At 55.6% G+C, this 16634-nt stretch carries 13 protein-coding genes; 8 read left to right on the forward strand and 5 right to left on the reverse strand.

Annotation, left to right across the window (positions count from 1 at the left end; all coding sequences use genetic code 11):
- Positions 1-82: 82 nt before the first annotated feature.
- Positions 83-544: a multidrug/biocide efflux PACE transporter gene (locus AC007G_RS06690; RefSeq protein WP_142629851.1), complete on the reverse strand. Its 462-nt coding sequence runs from the start codon at positions 542-544 to the stop codon at positions 83-85.
- 140 nt (positions 545-684) lie between these two features.
- Between AC007G_RS06690 and AC007G_RS06695 the strand changes: the two genes are divergently transcribed.
- The 3 genes from AC007G_RS06695 to AC007G_RS06705 all read left to right on the forward strand — a co-directional run bounded on the left by AC007G_RS06695 (position 685) and on the right by AC007G_RS06705 (position 3799).
- Positions 685-1566 carry a LysR family transcriptional regulator gene (locus AC007G_RS06695; protein ID WP_032690867.1) on the forward strand — a complete coding sequence of 294 codons (882 nt, stop codon included), beginning with the start codon at positions 685-687 and terminating at the stop codon, positions 1564-1566.
- Positions 1567-1671: 105 nt separating this feature from the next.
- Complete coding sequence (locus AC007G_RS06700) at positions 1672-2850, forward strand: acetyl-CoA C-acetyltransferase (RefSeq protein WP_004867193.1); 1179 nt, start codon at positions 1672-1674, stop codon at positions 2848-2850.
- Positions 2851-3103: 253 nt separating this feature from the next.
- Complete coding sequence (locus tag AC007G_RS06705; RefSeq protein WP_032690868.1) at positions 3104-3799, forward strand: oligogalacturonate-specific porin KdgM family protein; 696 nt, start codon at positions 3104-3106, stop codon at positions 3797-3799.
- Positions 3800-4081: 282 nt separating this feature from the next.
- On the opposite strand, the gene AC007G_RS06710 is transcribed toward AC007G_RS06705, so the two are convergent.
- Positions 4082-5257, reverse strand: coding sequence for an oligogalacturonate lyase family protein (locus AC007G_RS06710; protein WP_085396863.1), 1176 nt, complete (start codon positions 5255-5257; stop codon positions 4082-4084).
- A 537-nt stretch (positions 5258-5794) separates the two neighbouring features.
- Here AC007G_RS06710 and kduD point away from each other — a divergent pair.
- Complete coding sequence (gene kduD, locus AC007G_RS06715) at positions 5795-6556, forward strand: 2-dehydro-3-deoxy-D-gluconate 5-dehydrogenase KduD (RefSeq protein ID WP_004867185.1); 762 nt, start codon at positions 5795-5797, stop codon at positions 6554-6556.
- Between the two features lie 378 nt (positions 6557-6934).
- The gene (gene araE / locus AC007G_RS06720) at positions 6935-8353 is read left to right on the forward strand and encodes an arabinose-proton symporter AraE (RefSeq protein ID WP_032696716.1); all 1419 of its coding nucleotides are present in this window, start codon (positions 6935-6937) and stop codon (positions 8351-8353) included.
- Here the strand turns inward: araE and AC007G_RS06725 are convergent, their stop codons facing one another.
- Complete coding sequence (locus AC007G_RS06725; protein ID WP_032696717.1) at positions 8354-9349, reverse strand: LacI family DNA-binding transcriptional regulator; 996 nt, start codon at positions 9347-9349, stop codon at positions 8354-8356. It abuts the gene before it with no gap.
- A gap of 244 nt (positions 9350-9593) precedes the next feature.
- Here AC007G_RS06725 and AC007G_RS06730 point away from each other — a divergent pair, with 244 nt between their 5' ends.
- The 3 genes from AC007G_RS06730 to AC007G_RS06740 all read left to right on the forward strand — a co-directional run bounded on the left by AC007G_RS06730 (position 9594) and on the right by AC007G_RS06740 (position 13755).
- Positions 9594-10835 carry an MFS transporter gene (locus AC007G_RS06730; protein ID WP_004867177.1) on the forward strand — a complete coding sequence of 414 codons (1242 nt, stop codon included), beginning with the start codon at positions 9594-9596 and terminating at the stop codon, positions 10833-10835.
- 18 nt (positions 10836-10853) lie between these two features.
- Positions 10854-12287 carry a glycoside hydrolase family 32 protein gene (locus tag AC007G_RS06735; protein WP_032698857.1) on the forward strand — a complete coding sequence of 478 codons (1434 nt, stop codon included), beginning with the start codon at positions 10854-10856 and terminating at the stop codon, positions 12285-12287.
- A gap of 124 nt (positions 12288-12411) precedes the next feature.
- Entirely contained in the window at positions 12412-13755 is a 1344-nt protein-coding gene (locus AC007G_RS06740; protein WP_032690874.1) for a carbohydrate porin, read from the forward strand.
- A 397-nt stretch (positions 13756-14152) separates the two neighbouring features.
- Here the strand turns inward: AC007G_RS06740 and AC007G_RS06745 are convergent, their stop codons facing one another.
- Both AC007G_RS06745 and AC007G_RS06750 read right to left on the reverse strand, forming a co-directional pair.
- Positions 14153-15280 carry an oligogalacturonate lyase family protein gene (locus AC007G_RS06745; RefSeq protein ID WP_142629849.1) on the reverse strand — a complete coding sequence of 376 codons (1128 nt, stop codon included), beginning with the start codon at positions 15278-15280 and terminating at the stop codon, positions 14153-14155.
- A 63-nt stretch (positions 15281-15343) separates the two neighbouring features.
- Positions 15344-16630 carry an ABC transporter substrate-binding protein gene (locus AC007G_RS06750; protein WP_142629847.1) on the reverse strand — a complete coding sequence of 429 codons (1287 nt, stop codon included), beginning with the start codon at positions 16628-16630 and terminating at the stop codon, positions 15344-15346.
- Between the last annotated feature and the right edge of the window lie 4 nt (positions 16631-16634).

The following is a 16634-nucleotide window of genomic DNA, read 5'->3' on the forward strand; positions in this document are numbered from 1 at the left end:
CAATGAATGCGCCGTTGCGATACTTTCGGATGACAAATAAGGCAGGGGATCGCCGGGCATCCTCCCCGGCGATGAAGTGTAGTTAGCTGCGTGCCAGGATCCGCTGCTGGCGATATTTCAGTACCCGTTCGCGCAGGTTATCCCATCCCCAGTTAAACAGCATGGTGTAGGGCAGGAAGAACAGCATAAAGCCGATTTCCAGCATAAACGCCTGGATCACCGGGATCCCGAGAATCAGTGCCACGGCGGTGACCCCGATAAGAATAAACCCGGACTCAAAGCCGATGGCGTGCAGCGCGCGGACTTTCAGGGTTCGCACCACGCGAGATACCGGCCACAGGCGGTCAAAAGCGGCGTTATAAATCAGGTTCCACACCATGGCCAGCGTCGCGAGCAGCACGCTCAGCCCACCCATTTCAAGAACCGAACGCTGCATCAGCCAGGCGGCGGTCGGGGCAAGAATTAATGTGGCGAGTCCTTCAAAACTGACCGCATGGATAACGCGCTCTGTCAGCGTCTTACGCTGAAATTGGTTCTGTTGCATGGCTTGCTACCTCCGAAAAAGCCGTTGCTCTGACCGGTTCCTCTGCGACAGGGAGGGAACAGATTCTGAGAAATTACTCCGCATTTTATGGATAAATATGATAAACAAAAGATAGATTCCATCGATAAAGTAGATAGTTCATGCGCTATTCTCCCGAAGCTCTCACCGCATTTGTTGAAGCCGTGGCCTGCGGGTCTTTTTCTGCCGCCGCCCGCCGGCTGCGCAAAAGCCAGTCCACCATCAGCACCGCCATTTCAAACCTTGAAGCCGATCTGGGCGTCGCGCTGTTTGACCGCGCGACCCGCCATCCCACGCTGACGCCGCAGGGTGAACAGGTGCTGAGTTACGTCAAAGCGATTCTGGCGGCCAGCGATCGGCTGGATGAGCTGGCTATTTCACTGTCTGATGAAACGGAAGCGCGCCTGACGTTTGTTCTCTCCGACACGTTGCACCCGGATGTGCTGGAGGATCTGCTGCAGCAGTTCGATCGTCGTTTTCCCCACACCGAGTTTGAATGCCTGATAGGGGAAGATGAGGATGTCATTGACCTGTTGCAGAAGGAGCGCGCGCAGGTGGGGCTGATTGAGGCCCGGGATAGCTATCCGACGGAGATTGGCAGCACCCGGCTGCCGTTACAAACGGCGATGGCTATCTACGTGGCCCCCGCGCATCCGCTGGCGGCACAGGGGCGGGTCACCTGGGATGAGCTGCATAGCTGGCGAGAACTGCGCCTGAGCACTTTTCTGGCCAGCTCGCTGGAGCCTGCGAAAGGCCAGGTCTGGTCGGCGCCGAACTATTTACTGCTGCTCAGCATGACGGTACAGGGGCTGGGATGGTGCATTTTACCCTGTGCGCTGGTTGAAGAGTTTGCCGGGTCAGGCACGCTGGTGGCGCTGAACATTCCCGGCTGGCCGCGGGCGATTTCCGTTGATTTACTGTGGAATAAGAAGGCGCCACCGGGGAAAGCCGGGAGCTGGCTGCGTCAGCATTTACAGCGCCAGGAACCCGCAACGCGGGGCTAATCTTTGTGATTTGCCTCACTTTTTTTAAACAATTGCGAAATTTTTTGATAACAATTCTCTACTATGTTGCTGTTTCTTTGCGCACAGGCAGGGCAGAGGTAGAGGATGAAAGATGTCGTGATCGTTGGTGCGTTGCGCACCCCGATAGGGTGTTTTCAGGGAACGTTGTCGCGCCACTCCGCGGTAGAGTTGGGGAGTCTCGTGGTCAAGGCTCTGGTGGAACGTACCGGTATCGACCCGCAAAGTGTTGATGAAGTGATCCTCGGGCAGGTGCTGACTGCAGGGACCGGGCAAAACCCGGCCCGTCAATCGGCGATCCGCGGCGGTCTGCCGAATACCGTTTCTGCCATTACGATTAACGACGTGTGTGGTTCCGGACTGAAGGCGCTGCATCTGGCGACGCAGGCAATCCAGTGCGGTGAAGCCGACGTGGTGATTGCCGGCGGTCAGGAAAATATGAGCCGGGCGCCGCACGTTCTCACCGATAGCCGCACCGGCGCTCAGCTGGGTAACAGCCAGCTGATTGACAGCCTGGTTCACGATGGTTTGTGGGATGCTTTCAACGACTATCACATGGGAGTCACGGCGGAAAACCTGGCGCGTGAATATGGTATCAGCCGCGAGCTGCAGGATGCCTGGGCGCTGAGTTCGCAGCAAAAGGCCCGGCGGGCGATTGATTCAGGGCGCTTTCGTGATGAGATTGTGCCGGTGACCACCGAGCTGAACGGGGCGCCGCGCACCGTTGATACCGATGAGCAGCCGCGGGTCGATGCCAGCGCCGAAGGGCTGGCCAGTCTGCTACCCACCTTCGATCGGCTGGGTTCAGTGACCGCAGGCAACGCTTCCAGCATCAATGACGGCGCGGCGGCGGTAATGATGATGAGCGAATCGAAAGCGCAGGAGCTCGGTCTGCCGATCCTTGCGCGGATCCGCGCTTTTGCCAGCGTCGGCGTCGATCCGGCCCTGATGGGGATCGCGCCGGTACACGCGACGCGCCGCTGTCTGGAAAGAGCGGGCTGGCGGCTGGATGAGGTCGATCTTATCGAGGCCAATGAGGCATTTGCCGCCCAGGCGATTTCTGTGGGACGAGTGTTGGAATGGGATGAGCGGCGGGTCAATGTCAACGGCGGGGCGATTGCGCTGGGCCATCCTATTGGGGCATCCGGCTGCCGTATTCTGGTTTCTCTGGTGCACGAGATGATTAAACGCGATGCCCGCAAAGGGTTGGCTACGCTCTGTATCGGCGGTGGTCAGGGCGTTGCGCTGGCGGTAGAACGCGCATAGTCCCGCTTTGCTTTACCTGCTTCTCAAGCCTCCTTGCGGAGGCTTTTTTATTGGCTTTTCTCCCCGCAGATCCCGGCAAAATTCAGCGAAACAGGGGTGATAAAGGCCTTTTTTGTTGAGCTTTGTCACGTCCTGCTGTGCCATGTTTTTTGAAACAAATAATTACGATCTCGATCACTAAAACATACGTCCTTAAAAAATAAAATGCAGTTTCATAAAATAGAAACATAATTTTAATTTTGAGGGGTACCCTATGTTTGCAAGATCTCTGGCCCTTGCTTCTCTCTGTGCCGCAGCGTTTTCCGCTTCCGCTGTCACCGTTGATTTGCGTCATGAATTCATTGATGGAGGTAAAACAGATAAAACCAACGCCGACCGCGTCTCGGTCTCCCATCGCTTTGCCAACGGATTCGGCTTCTCCGTTGAGGCAAAGTGGAAGTCAGGCGGCGATAATACCTCGCAACCGTATTCAGATTTTGTCGGCAACGGCCACGAAGAGACCATTAGCTGGCAGTGGAAGGCGAATCAGAACTTCTCCGTGACGCCGGGGTTTAATATTGAGAGCAACGATAGCCGCTCAATCTACAAACCCAATCTGCGGGTGCAATACAGCTTCGATAATGGTTTCTACGTGGCGGCCCGTTATCGCTACGACTATACCCGCTACCCGGCGAGCGCCGGCAAAGAAGACGATAAAGTGAACCGTGGCGATGCGTGGGCCGGTTTTGTGATGGGCAACTGGCGTACCGAGCTGAACTATGTTTATGCCCGCAGCTCCGAGGGGGTGAACCGCAACGACAACAAGCCTTACTCCCAGGAGTACAACGTGAAGCTGGCCTATAAGCTGGACAAAAACTGGGCGCCGTATGGTGAAGTGGGCAACGTTGGGGTGAATGACCGCAGCGATCGCCAGACCCGTTTCCGCGTCGGGGTGGCTTACAGCTTCTGATAAAACCCTCTTCCGTCATGACCCCGGAGCCGTTAGCCGGGGTTTTCTGTTGCTGTCGTCCGGCAGCGCGTCCTTTAGCACTGATTCTGGCGAAAGCAGGTTTGCCGCCCGCGCTGTTGAGAGGAGCCGCGGAAAATTTCACCGGCACGGGTGCAACAGAAGGTGAGCAGAAACGGCTTTTGCCTGCCTCAGATACCCCGCCGGGCGGTAATGAAACAAAAAAGCCCTCCGCGAAGGAGGGCAAGGCCAGTTACAGAAACACACTCAAAAACGATACGGATATTACGCCTGCAGCATCTCCGGATGCGCTGGCAGTTTCGCGATGTAGATAGCCGGTTTTCCGTCTTTGTCCGAGCTGAACAAGATTGCGCCATCGTCCGGCGTAAACGAAGGATGCGGATGGGTGACCTGGCGGCTATTGGCGACCGTCGCCCAGGAGGTATCATGCCGGGCAACGCGGAAGTAAGCCTGTTTCGCGACATCAAAGACATAGAGATAAGGGTCATTATCAATGGTGTAACCGCTGGTATCTTTCACATCCACCGGCGTACCAGAGCCATCCCCGACTAACAGCGTGCCGTCGAAATTGCTCATCAGATGCGAGCAGGCGGGCATCGACATCAGCGCGGTATTGATGCCGGTATCCGGATCGAAGCGATAAATCGTCCGTCCCTGTTGACCTTTCAGATAAGAGACATAAATCAGCGCAGAACCGTTCGGGACCCAGAATTCGTGGGTACAGCTTTCACCCTCGGCATGCTCTTTGACTTTCCGTACGTGGCTGCCATCTTCGTTGACCATCCACATCCGGGCGTCGACCAGATCGTGCGGCCCTTCATGGCAGAAGGCGACGGTGTTGTCGTCGAACGGACGGTAGATAGGATGACCCAGCCATTTTTTCTCTTCATGAATAACGCGGCTCTCGCCGCTTTGCAGGTCGACGCGCAGCAGACGGCAGTGCGGACCTTTATGGAAGAAGTCGTGGAAAATCTGCCAGTCGTTGAGCGGCGTCCAGTCGCTTTTCGCAATCTCAATACCGACCAGTTTGCTGCAGTCGCTGTTGGCGACCCAGGTACCGTATCCGACCCACTCATCCGGGACGCGGTAGACCTGACGTTCCTGCAGGGTTGAAAGGTTGACTTCCAGCAGCGTACGGTCGTTTTTAACGTAATAGAGCGCGGAGTCATCCGGTGAGAGAAAACCGCCGAAGGTATTATCGCCGGCGCCTTCGGTGAGCTGAACGGCCTCGGCTGTCGCGATATTTAACAGATAGTAGTTCCAGTGGCCATCAAACTCGCCGGCGAACAGCAGGTGGCTGCCATCATTAAAAAAACACTTCTGATAGAAATAGTTACGATGACAGGTTACTTCCGGAGGGGTTAAGCGGGTGATCTCCGCGCCGGTATCCGGATCGCGACTGACTGCATAATTCAATTTTACCCGCATGCCTTTAGCCATGATGTACTCCTTTTCCTTCCCGCGATGTCGCCTGTCTGCAGGGGACGTGTAGCCAGGTGAGGTTGATTTAAAAGATGAGTGTTAATTTATCAAAACATCGTTTCATTATTTGTGATGACGAGCGCAATTCGCCATAAAATGTTGCTCTGGATCGCGGTTTTACCGCTCTGTCACCTGGCATCTCGAGGCGATCTTTGTTTTCATGCCCACTTTTTGCGTTTTGCTGTCCTTTTTCAAAGTTAAATTAACTCATTGTATTTTATTATTTTTATATCTTTTCTTGCACATCGCTCCGTGATCGGTTTTGCATTTTTGATAAATAGATGGTGAAAATATGAAACGTTGTTTTAATAAAAATTGAAAACACCTTTCCTCGGGGGTAAGATGTCGACACCAGTAAAACGAAACTGTGTTTTATTTTTAAGGTGGGTAATACCCAGAGCGTTTCCCCTGGCGTAAGCAACCGTGAGGGATGCGGATCGGACAAATAGAACCTTGCCTGTGTTGTACGGGCTCTGAAAGATTAAGGAACAAAGTATGATACTTGATGCATTCTCTCTACAGGGTAAAGTGGCTGTTGTCACCGGCTGCGATACCGGTCTGGGTCAGGGTATGGCGCTCGGTCTGGCCGAAGCGGGCTGCGATATTGTCGGCATTAATATTGTTGAGCCGGTGGAAACGATTGAGCGTGTTACCGCGCTGGGACGTCGTTTCCTGAGCCTGACCGCCGATTTGCGCCAGATTGACGGTATTCCTCAACTGCTTGAGCGTGCGGTTGCCGAATTCGGTCATATCGATATTCTGGTCAACAACGCCGGTCTGATTCGCCGTCAGGATGCCCTTGAATTCAGTGAGAAAGACTGGGATGACGTGATGGATCTGAACATCAAGACCGTGTTCTTTATGTCTCAGGCGGCGGCGAAGCATTTTATTGCCCAGGGTAACGGCGGCAAGATCATTAACATCGCGTCGATGCTCTCTTTCCAGGGCGGTATTCGCGTACCGTCCTACACCGCATCAAAAAGCGGCGTGATGGGGGTGACCCGTCTGCTGGCGAACGAGTGGGCGAAGTACAACATCAACGTCAATGCGATTGCGCCGGGCTATATGGCGACCAACAACACCCAGCAGCTGCGCTCCGATGAACAGCGTAGCGCGGAAATTCTTGACCGCATTCCGGCAGGGCGCTGGGGCTTACCGGACGATCTGAAAGGGCCGGTGGTCTTTCTCTCCTCCAGCGCATCGGATTACATTAACGGCTACACCGTGGCGGTCGATGGCGGCTGGCTGGCGCGCTAAGCTCGCGCGGCGACAGGCGATAAACCCTGCTGTGACGGCAGGGTTTTTTTATGCCTGGCGGCGGTGGGCCAGGTCACTTCACCATGCGGCAACCGGCGCAACAGCGATAAAAAATGAACATTAATTATCCATATTGAGATGGCTCTTAATTTGAAGATCGTCCATATCATTTCGTCATGCTTTCAGCTATATACCAATAAATAAAGGGAGTTAATAAACAGTGATTGATGAAACGGCAATAATAGAAAGTTTAATGTCCATCACAAAACAACTCCTTCCAGCTATTTAATCCATATCTTTGACGTCTCCTCCCTGACACTTTGTCGCGTCGATCGCGTACTTTCACTGAACGTCTTACTTTGCTCAGGCAGGAAAAAAATGACCTCAATCAGTGACGGCACGACGGTCCTGGCGCGTAGCCAGCGTGATACCCGACGCATGAACCAGTTTGTCTCTATTGCCGCTGCGGTGGCTGGATTGCTATTTGGCCTCGATATAGGGGTGATTGCCGGGGCGCTGCCCTTTATTACCGACCATTTTGTCTTATCCAGCCGGCTGCAGGAGTGGGTGGTCAGCAGCATGATGCTTGGGGCGGCGGTTGGCGCGCTGTTCAACGGCTGGCTCTCCTTCCGACTGGGACGTAAATACAGTCTGATGGCGGGGGCGGTACTGTTTGTGGCCGGGTCGGTCGGATCGGCGTTTGCCGCGAGTGTCGAAATGCTGCTGGCGGCAAGGATCATTCTCGGTATCGCCGTGGGGATCGCCTCGTATACCGCGCCGCTGTATCTTTCTGAAATGGCGAGTGAAAATGTGCGCGGCAAGATGATCAGTATGTATCAGCTGATGGTGACGCTGGGGATCGTCATGGCCTTCCTGTCCGACACCGCATTCAGCTACAGCGGTAACTGGCGGGCGATGCTGGGCGTTCTGGCGCTGCCGGCGCTCCTGCTGATGGTTCTGGTGATTTTCCTGCCGAACAGCCCGCGCTGGCTGGCTGAAAAGGGGCGCCACGTCGAAGCGGAAGAGGTGCTGCGTATGCTGCGCGATACTTCGGAAAAAGCCCGTGATGAGCTCAATGAAATCCGCGAAAGCCTGAAGCTTAAGCAAGGCGGCTGGGCGCTGTTTAAGATCAATCGCAACGTCCGCCGCGCGGTCTTCCTTGGCATGCTGTTACAGGCGATGCAGCAATTTACCGGCATGAATATCATCATGTACTACGCGCCGCGTATTTTTAAAATGGCCGGCTTCACCACCACCGAGCAGCAGATGGTTGCCACGCTGGTAGTGGGCCTGACCTTTATGTTTGCGACCTTTATCGCGGTCTTTACCGTCGATAAAGCGGGGCGTAAACCGGCGCTGAAAATCGGCTTTAGCGTGATGGCTATCGGAACGCTGGTGCTGGGCTACTGCCTGATGCAGTTTGATAACGGTACCGCCTCCAGCGGGCTGTCCTGGCTTTCCGTCGGCATGACCATGATGTGCATTGCAGGCTATGCGATGAGCGCCGCGCCGGTGGTGTGGATCCTGTGTTCGGAAATTCAGCCGCTGAAATGCCGCGACTTTGGCATCACCTGTTCGACCACCACCAACTGGGTGTCGAACATGATTATCGGCGCCACCTTCCTGACGCTGCTGGATACGATTGGCGCAGCGGGGACCTTCTGGCTCTACACCGCGCTGAACGTGGCGTTTATCGGCGTGACGTTCTGGCTGATTCCGGAAACCAAAAACGTCACGCTCGAACATATTGAGCGCCGACTGATGTCCGGCGAAAAGCTGCGCAATATCGGTAATTAATCACAAGGATGCTCTGGGCAGCCACGGACTGGCTACGCGTACCGTTTCCCGATGGTTATCACCGTGAATAATATGCAGGGCGCTCAGGCGCCCGATGTCATAGTGCGGCAGCTGCACCGTCGATAGCGGCGGTAAAAACAGATCGCCAATGCCGACCATATTATCGTAGCCCAGCACCGCAACGTCCTGCGGAATCCGCAATCCTTGCGCCAGCAGCGTCTGATAGACCATAAAGGCGATACGATCGTTGCCGCAGATAATCGAATCGAACGACGGTTTCCCCCGGCGGAGATGGGCCTGCACCACGGCGGGAATATCTTGATAGTGCTGATCGCCCCAGGTCATATAGCTGTGCACCAACGTATCCGGATCGATACCGGCTTCGCGGCAGGCGCGCTCCAGCCCGTGGCGGCGGCGCACGGTGGCAAGATGGTTGGCCGGGAGATGTAAACAGAGCGGGTTACGGTAGCCTGCGGCGAGCAGCGCTTTTACCGCAGCGTACTGACCCTGCTCATCATCAGGAATATAGCTGGCGACCGGGTCGTTAAGACTTTCGCAGTTGGCGAGGACGCAGGGGAGCGTCAGCAGCTTGGCCGGAACGGGGACCTGGCGCAGCCCCATGGTGGTGTAGATGATACCGTCAGGACGGTGGGAGAGCAGCAGATCGACGATGGTTTCCGGACTATCATCGGAAAACATATTCACCACGAAGCTGTTCCAGCCATGCGCGCGGGCGGTCTCTTCGATAGATAACGTGATCTCAACCGAAAACGGCGTGGTGACGGTATCCAGTGCCAGTACGCCAATGGTATTCGGCGTGGCGCGCGCGCCGCGGATTTTCTTGGCTGACAGGTCGGGGACATAGTTGGTCTGTTCGATAGCCGCCTGAACGCGAGCCAACGTCTCGGGTTTCAGACGTTCCGGGTTGTTCAGCGCCCGTGAAACCGTCATCAGAGATACGTTTGCCAGTTTTGCCACATCTTTCAAGGATGCCATATTTCACACTCCACCGTTGCCGCATGCAACAGGCTATACAACTAAGTTGCTGATGTAAAAGGATCATACGATATTCTATCGTATGCCGTGTTCTCTCCGTGGGCCGGATTATTTGATCGCGATCGCACCCTCGTTATGTTAACGTTAACTTTTGTGATTAACATCATGTATCTCAGTAAAACGGCATGATTTATGTTTTTTGTTAACGTTACCATTGCATGCATTACCCCTACACGAGAATGTCATGATGAAAGCCCATCACTCTCACAGCTATCCGCTCCTCAGCGCCTTACTGTTTTTCTTTTTTGTTACCTGGTCCTCTTCCGGCTCATTGCTCTCTATCTGGTTGCACCAGGAAGTCGGGCTCAAGGCGGGGGATACCGGGATCATCTACGCCGTGCTTTCCGTATCAGCGCTGTTTGCCCAGGTGTGTTACGGCTTTATTCAGGACAAGCTCGGGCTGCGTAAAAACCTGCTGTGGTATATCACCGTGCTACTGATTCTCTCCGGGCCGGCCTATCTGCTGTTTGGTTATCTGCTGAAAATAAACGTGCTGCTCGGCAGTATTTTTGGCGGGATCTATATCGGCTTAACCTTTAACGGCGGCATCGGGGTTCTCGAATCCTATACCGAACGCGTGGCGCGCCAGAGCCAGTTTGAGTTTGGTCGGGCGCGTATGTGGGGATCGCTGGGTTGGGCGGTGGCGACCTTTTTTGCCGGATTGCTGTTTAACATCAATCCGAAACTTAACTTTGCGGTCGCCAGCTGTTCCGGCCTGGTATTCTTTGTTCTGCTGGCGCGGCTGCGGGTCTCCTCCGCACCGCAGGCCATGCAGGAAGCGATCTCGGGCGGCAAAGTAACGCTGGAGGATGCGCTGCGTCTGCTGACGCTGCCGCGTTTCTGGGCGCTGGTCTTTTTTGTCGTCGGGACCTGCATTTACGGCGTCTACGACCAACAGTTCCCGGTCTACTTTTCCTCGCAGTTCGCAACTTTGCAGGAAGGGAACGCGATGTACGGCTACCTGAATTCTTTCCAGGTGTTCCTCGAAGCGGCCGGGATGTTCTGCGCGCCGTGGCTGGTTAACCGTATTGGCGCGAAAAACGGCCTGATTTTCGCCGGGATGGTCATGGCATTACGTATGGTGGCCTCCGGGCTGGTGGAAGGGCCGCTGCTGATTTCCATCACCAAACTGCTCCATGCGGTGGAGCTGCCGGTACTGCTGGTCGCCATCTTTAAATACAACAGCTTAAACTTTGATAAACGCCTCTCTTCCACGCTGTACCTGGTGGGCTTTGCCTGCACCAGCTCGGTCATTGCCACGGTGCTGTCGCCGCTTGCGGGCTACAGCTACGAGAAATATGGCTTCGCCCAGTCCTATCTGATTATGGGACTGCTGGTGTTCTGCACCACCTTTATCTCCATTTTCTTGTTGCGATCCAGTCGCTCATCTTCGGATCCGATGATGTCGCAACCCTCCGCTATCTGAATGAAAAGAGTGAAGAATATGATGTATACCGTTGCTAACGCTGAACAGGAACTGCAGGCGAAACGCGAGGCGTTAAACCTGCGCTGGTACCCACGCTACCATCTCGCCGCCCGTGCGGGCTGGATCAACGATCCCAATGGTCTGGTCTGGTTTGACGGCTGGTATCACGCCTTTTATCAGCATCATCCTTACTCCACGCAGTGGGGGCCGATGCACTGGGGTCATGCGCGCAGCAAGGATTTAGTCCATTGGGAACACCTGCCGGTGGCGCTGGCGCCGGAAGGGCCGGAGGATAAAGATGGCTGCTTCTCCGGTTCGGCGGTGGTGGACGGCGATACGCTGGCGTTGATCTATACCGGGCATAAATTCCACGGCGATCCCAGCGACGAAGAGAATCTCTATCAGGTGCAGTGTCTGGCCACCAGTCGCGACGGCATTCACTTTGAGCGTCAGGGGATGGTACTGGATACGCCGCCGGGACTGCATCACTTCCGCGACCCGAAGGTGTGGCGCGTCGGCGACAGCTGGTACATGATCGTCGGCGCCCGCGTCGGCGATACCGGTCAGGTGCGCCTGTACCGCTCGGACGATCTGCATCAGTGGCATGAGGAAGGGGTCCTCGACGAAGCGGAAGAGAAGATGGGCTATATGTGGGAATGCCCGGACTTCTTCACCCTCGGCGATAAGCACGTGCTGATGTTCTCTCCGCAGGGGCTGGCGGCGCAGGGCTACGAGAACCGTAATTTATTCCAGAGCGGCTACCTGCTCGGCGACTGGCAGTCCGGACAGCGCTTTGCGCGTGAAGGTCAGTTTGTTGAAATGGACCACGGGCATGACTTTTACGCTCCGCAAAGCTTCGAAACGCCCGACGGCCGTCGTATCGTCATCGGCTGGCTGGATATGTGGGAATCACCGATGCCGGAACAGCAGGACGGCTGGGCAGGAATGCTCTCTCTCCCGCGTGAGCTGAGCCTGAGTGAGGACAACCGTCTGCAGATGCGTCCGGCGAAAGAGGTGGAGTGTTTGCGTCGCGCCTGGTTCCCGTGGCCGGTCAGCACCGTGAAGAATCAGCAGTTGCTGATGGTGGAAAACTGCGACGCGATGGAGGTTATCCTGCACTGGGACTGCGCCAACAGCACCGCCGAACAATATGGACTGAGCTTTGGCGACGGTCTACGCGTCTACGTTGACGCGCAGATGCAGCGTCTGGTGCTCGAACGCCACTATCCGCAGTACGGCCTGTGCGGCGTACGCAGCGTACCGCTCACCGCCGCTGCGCCGCTGAAACTGCGCCTGTTCTTTGATAGCTCCTCGGTTGAGGTCTTTGTCAATGATGGCGAGGCCTGCCTGAGTAGCCGTATTTATCCGGACGCTTCCCGCCGGGAATTATCATTATTTGCCTGGAGCGGTACCGCTTTATTATCTGAGGGCGGCGCCTGGCAGTTAGAATAAATAAACTCAATGTTGTTAATAACCCGTCCGCGGCGATGGGCGGGTTATTATTGTCATCGTCGTCGCCGGTTTTATCCATAAATAAAAAATTTCATTTAATTAAATAATAAGAAAGGGTTTACCGATGAAAAAGATCTGGGTCGGATGTATTGTGACGTCTTTATTTACCCCTCTGGCTAATGCGCAGGCGCCGTTATCTCTTGAGGAGCGGCTGGCGCAAATGGAGCAGCGGCTCAAGGCGACCGAACAGCGGGCGGCCAGCGCGGAGGCGGAAATTAAGACGCTTAAAGGCCAGCAGACGCCAGCGACGGTGGCCAGCGTTGCACCGGCTAAACCGGCTTTACAGCTTAATGATTATGGCGAATTAAAATTCTATGGCGACGTTGAATTTAATATGGATGGCGCCAGCCGCACCGGTAGCCTGACGTCGGTGAAAACCAGTGCTAATAAAAACTGGGCGCCGGGAGATAAAGAACGCTGGGATATTAACGGCCGTATTCTGCTGGGCTTTGATGGCCTGCGTAAAGGCGCTGACGGGAAATATGCTGGCTTCAGCGTGCAGCCGCTGGCGGATATGACCGGGAAAATGAATCTCGATGATGCGGTATTCTTCTTTGGCCGCCAGGATGACTGGAAAGTTAAAGTGGGGCGTTTTGAAGCCTATGATATGTTCCCGCTGAATCAGGATACCTTTATTGAGTATTCCGGTAATACGGCCAACGATCTGTACAGCGACGGCTACGGCTATATCTATATGATGAAAGAGGGACGCGGGCGTAGCAGCAGCGGCGGCAACTTTCTGCTCAGCAAAACGCTGGATAACTGGTATTTTGAGCTGAATACGCTGGTGGAGGACGGCAGCTCGCTGTTCGTCAACCGCAGCTATCACGGCAACGCGCTGGATAATCGCAAAAACGTCGCCTATGTTCGCCCGGTGGTGGCCTGGCAGTCCGGCGCCTGGTCGGTGGCGGCTGCGGCGGAGAGCAACCTGGTGAATAACGCCTACGGTTATGATAAGCAAAATGGCGGCTGGGTCGACCAGTCAAATCGTACCGGTTACGGGATGACCATGAGCTGGAACACGCTGAAAACCGATGCCGAAAATGGCGCGGTGGTGAATCTGAGTACCGCCTATCTTGACGCGGCGGATGAGAAAGATTTCAGCGCCGGTATCAACGCATTATGGCATCGTGTAGAGCTGGGCTATATCTATGCGCATAACAAAATCGACCAGTTCAATATGTCCGGGGTGAGCGGGGAATGTGACGGCGACTGCGCGATTCTGGCGCCGGGACGTTATGACATTCACACCATTCATACCTCATGGCAACTGCCGAATATTATGGATATGCCGAACTTTAATATCTATCTCGGGGCCTATGCCTCCTGGCTGGACTCTTCGGCGGCGAAAACCGGCAGTACGGATGACCGCTACGGTGCCCGCGTTCGCTTCAAATATTTCTTCTGACAGGGCTCCCGGGTCGCGGCATAAACGCCGCGCCCGGGCTACCGGCCCGCGGACGGTGGTGAACTCGTAGCCCCCGCTAAGGCGTCAGCCGCCAGCGGTGAGATCGCCAGAGGCTGGCCTGGATGAGGTTTCCCGGAGGCGATGCCGCACATCTGTTCGGGCTACCGGCCCGCAGACGGCGGTGAACTCGTAGCCCCGCTAAGGCGTCAGCCGCCAGCGGGGAGATCGCCAGAGGCTGGCCTGGATGGGGTTTCCCGGAGGCGATGCCGCACATCTGTCCGGGCTACCGGCCCGCGGACGGCGGTGAACTCGTAGCCCCGCTAAGGCGTCAGCCGCCAGCGGGGGAGATCGTCAGAGGCTGGTCTGGATGGGGTTTCCCGGAGGCGATGTTGCATGACTACACCTCCGCCAGATACAGCGCCGGCATCCCTTCTTTATCGGAAGTGAATAGCACCCAGCGGTTATCCGGAGAAAATGACGGATGCGGATGAGTAACCTGGCGATCGCCGTCGAGCACTTTCCAGCTGGAGTCGTGGCGACAGACGGCCTGCTGCGTACCGGACTGCACATCAAATACCCAGATAAACGGATCGTTTAGCTGAATATCGCCGGTATGATGCGGTGCGCCATCGCCGACGACCAGTGAGCCGTCGTGGTTGCTCATCAGGTGCGAGCAGGGGGGAATGGTCAGCAGCCGACGATTATCCAGCGTGGTCGGATCGGCACGGTAGAGATAGCGCTGCGGATCGTTTTCCCGGTGGGCGACGTAATAGAGCGCGGAGCCGTCCGGCACCCAGAACTCATGGGTGAAACTCTGTCCCGGCTGGTGCTGGCGAACGTTGCGCATATTGCTGCCGTCAGTATTGATAAGCCACATCCTGGCGTCGATAGCATCGCGCGGTCCTTCGTGGCAGAACGCGATGGTCTGGTCATCAAACGGCCGGTAAATCGGATGACCCAGCCAGCGTTTCTCCTGCAGGATAACGCGGCGCTCGCCGCTATGCAGGTCGATATTGATCAGGCGGCATTCGGGATGGGTAAAATAAAAGGCGCGGAATTTACTCCAGTCGGTGAGCGGCTGCCAGTCGCTTTTTTTGATCTCGATGCCGACCAGTTTGTTGCAATCGCTGTTTGCCACCCAGGTACCATAGGCGACCCAGTCGTCATCCACTTCGTAAACCACCTGCTCTTCCCGCGTAGCCAGATCCACGCGGCGCAACTGCTGATTGTTTTTCACGTACCACAGCGTGCGGTCATCGTCGGATAAAAAACCACCGAAGGTATTGTCTCCAGGCCCGTCGGTCAGTTGAATGGCCTGCTGCGCGGCAATATCGAGTAAATAGTAGTTCCAGTGGCCCTCGAATCCGCCGCCGAAAATAAGTTTGCTGCCATCCCGGGTAAAGCATTTTTGATAGAAGTAGTTACGGTGGCAGATAACGTGCGGCGGCGTCATCCGAATCACCCGATGTCCGGTTTCGCTGTCTTCCGTGGTGCGGAAATCCAACGGGATAATCTTGCCCTTCATGGTTCACTCCTGACAAAAAATACCCCGCAGCGGGCGCTGCGGGGCAGGGGAGGTGGCAAACACTTAGCGCATGGCGCGCCGTAAAATGCGGTCAGACTGGCGCTGGAAGTCCACCGCCGTCTCTTCGACGCTTTTCTGCCCGTAGTCGATGTACTGCAGCGACGTGCCAAACTGGGCAACGATCTGCGGGTCATCAAAGTAAGGCGATACCGAAAGTTTTGTCGGCAGCGACTGCGCCAGCTTCAGCCCGGATACGGCCGGATCGTCGGTTTTGATCGTGCCGTCTTCGGTCAGGTATTTCACCGCCACTTTGCTTAACGGCACGCCGCGCTCCAGGCCCAGCGTATCCACGCCCTCTTTGCTGTTCAGCAGGAAGTTAATCACTTTCGCCGCCGCTTCCGGGTTTTTCGTCGATTTGCCGATGGAGAGCATCTGCGCCGGTTTAAAGAACAGGCCGGCATCGGTGGCGCCCGGTAGCATCGGGTAGTCGCCCAGCGCCAGCTTCGCCGGCGGCTTCAGGTTGTCGGAGTATTTGTTGATGGTGGAGTTCCACATGTATGTCCCCGACCATTCCCCCTGAATCCACGGTTTCATCTCATACATGTTGCTCTTGCCGAATGAGGCATAGTATTTGGTGTCCGGCATCACGTGGCTGTCGATGAGCTTTTTGTACATCTGGAAGAATTCGACCCACTGTTCTTTGCTGTAGGAGAATTTCTTCGTTTTCTCGTCGATAGCCGGCTGGTTGTACTTCTGAATCATGTAGGAGTTCAGCAGCGCCAGGGTATCCTGGTGCTCCAGCACCACCGGGAAATACTGCTTACCCAGTTTGCTCTCAAAGGTTTTGCCCGCCGCCATCAGCTCATCCCAGGTTTTCGGGAAGGCGACGCCGGCTTTTTTCCAGGTTTCGTCGTTAAAGTAGAATACCCTGGCGGTAACGGAAATCGGGATACCGTTGAGTTTGCCATTGACCGTGGTGGACTGCAGCTCTTTGGCGTCGAACTGGCTGAGGTCGATGACATCCTTCATTTTGTTCAGATCGTAGAAACCTTCCCCGTTCTTCGAGAAGATAGGCAGCCAGTTCCAGTTTGTCTGCATCACGTCCGGCTCGGTTCCCCCGGCGATTTGGGTGGTCAGGCGCGAAAGATGGCCGTCCCAGCCGGTGTATTCGGCTTTAACGTTGATGTCCGGATTCTGTTTATGAAACTCCTCCAGCGCTTTCAGGGTGACCTGATGGCGGCCGTTGCCGCCCCACCATGACATACGCAGATCGACATCCTTTGCCAGAGACGGTAACGCGGTAAGGCCCAGAGTGGCGGAGATTACGGCGCTTAAAAGCACTTTTTTCATTTTA

This window comes from Klebsiella sp. CSG-1, assembly GCF_056521145.1.

Excerpts from the sequence above, each read along its gene's own strand:
- AC007G_RS06750 (WP_142629847.1), bottom strand. The coding sequence starts at position 16,630 with ATGAAAAAAGTGCTTTTAAGCGCCGTAATCTCCGCCACTCTGGGCCTT.
- AC007G_RS06705 (WP_032690868.1), top strand. The coding sequence starts at position 3,104 with ATGTTTGCAAGATCTCTGGCCCTTGCTTCTCTCTGTGCCGCAGCGTTT.
- AC007G_RS06700 (WP_004867193.1), top strand. The coding sequence starts at position 1,672 with ATGAAAGATGTCGTGATCGTTGGTGCGTTGCGCACCCCGATAGGGTGT.
- AC007G_RS06740 (WP_032690874.1), top strand. The coding sequence starts at position 12,412 with ATGAAAAAGATCTGGGTCGGATGTATTGTGACGTCTTTATTTACCCCT.
- AC007G_RS06710 (WP_085396863.1), bottom strand. The coding sequence starts at position 5,257 with ATGGCTAAAGGCATGCGGGTAAAATTGAATTATGCAGTCAGTCGCGAT.
- AC007G_RS06730 (WP_004867177.1), top strand. The coding sequence starts at position 9,594 with ATGATGAAAGCCCATCACTCTCACAGCTATCCGCTCCTCAGCGCCTTA.
- AC007G_RS06695 (WP_032690867.1), top strand. The coding sequence starts at position 685 with ATGCGCTATTCTCCCGAAGCTCTCACCGCATTTGTTGAAGCCGTGGCC.
- AC007G_RS06745 (WP_142629849.1), bottom strand. The coding sequence starts at position 15,280 with ATGAAGGGCAAGATTATCCCGTTGGATTTCCGCACCACGGAAGACAGC.
- AC007G_RS06690 (WP_142629851.1), bottom strand. The coding sequence starts at position 544 with ATGCAACAGAACCAATTTCAGCGTAAGACGCTGACAGAGCGCGTTATC.
- kduD (WP_004867185.1), top strand. The coding sequence starts at position 5,795 with ATGATACTTGATGCATTCTCTCTACAGGGTAAAGTGGCTGTTGTCACC.
- AC007G_RS06725 (WP_032696717.1), bottom strand. The coding sequence starts at position 9,349 with ATGGCATCCTTGAAAGATGTGGCAAAACTGGCAAACGTATCTCTGATG.
- araE (WP_032696716.1), top strand. The coding sequence starts at position 6,935 with ATGACCTCAATCAGTGACGGCACGACGGTCCTGGCGCGTAGCCAGCGT.
- AC007G_RS06735 (WP_032698857.1), top strand. The coding sequence starts at position 10,854 with ATGATGTATACCGTTGCTAACGCTGAACAGGAACTGCAGGCGAAACGC.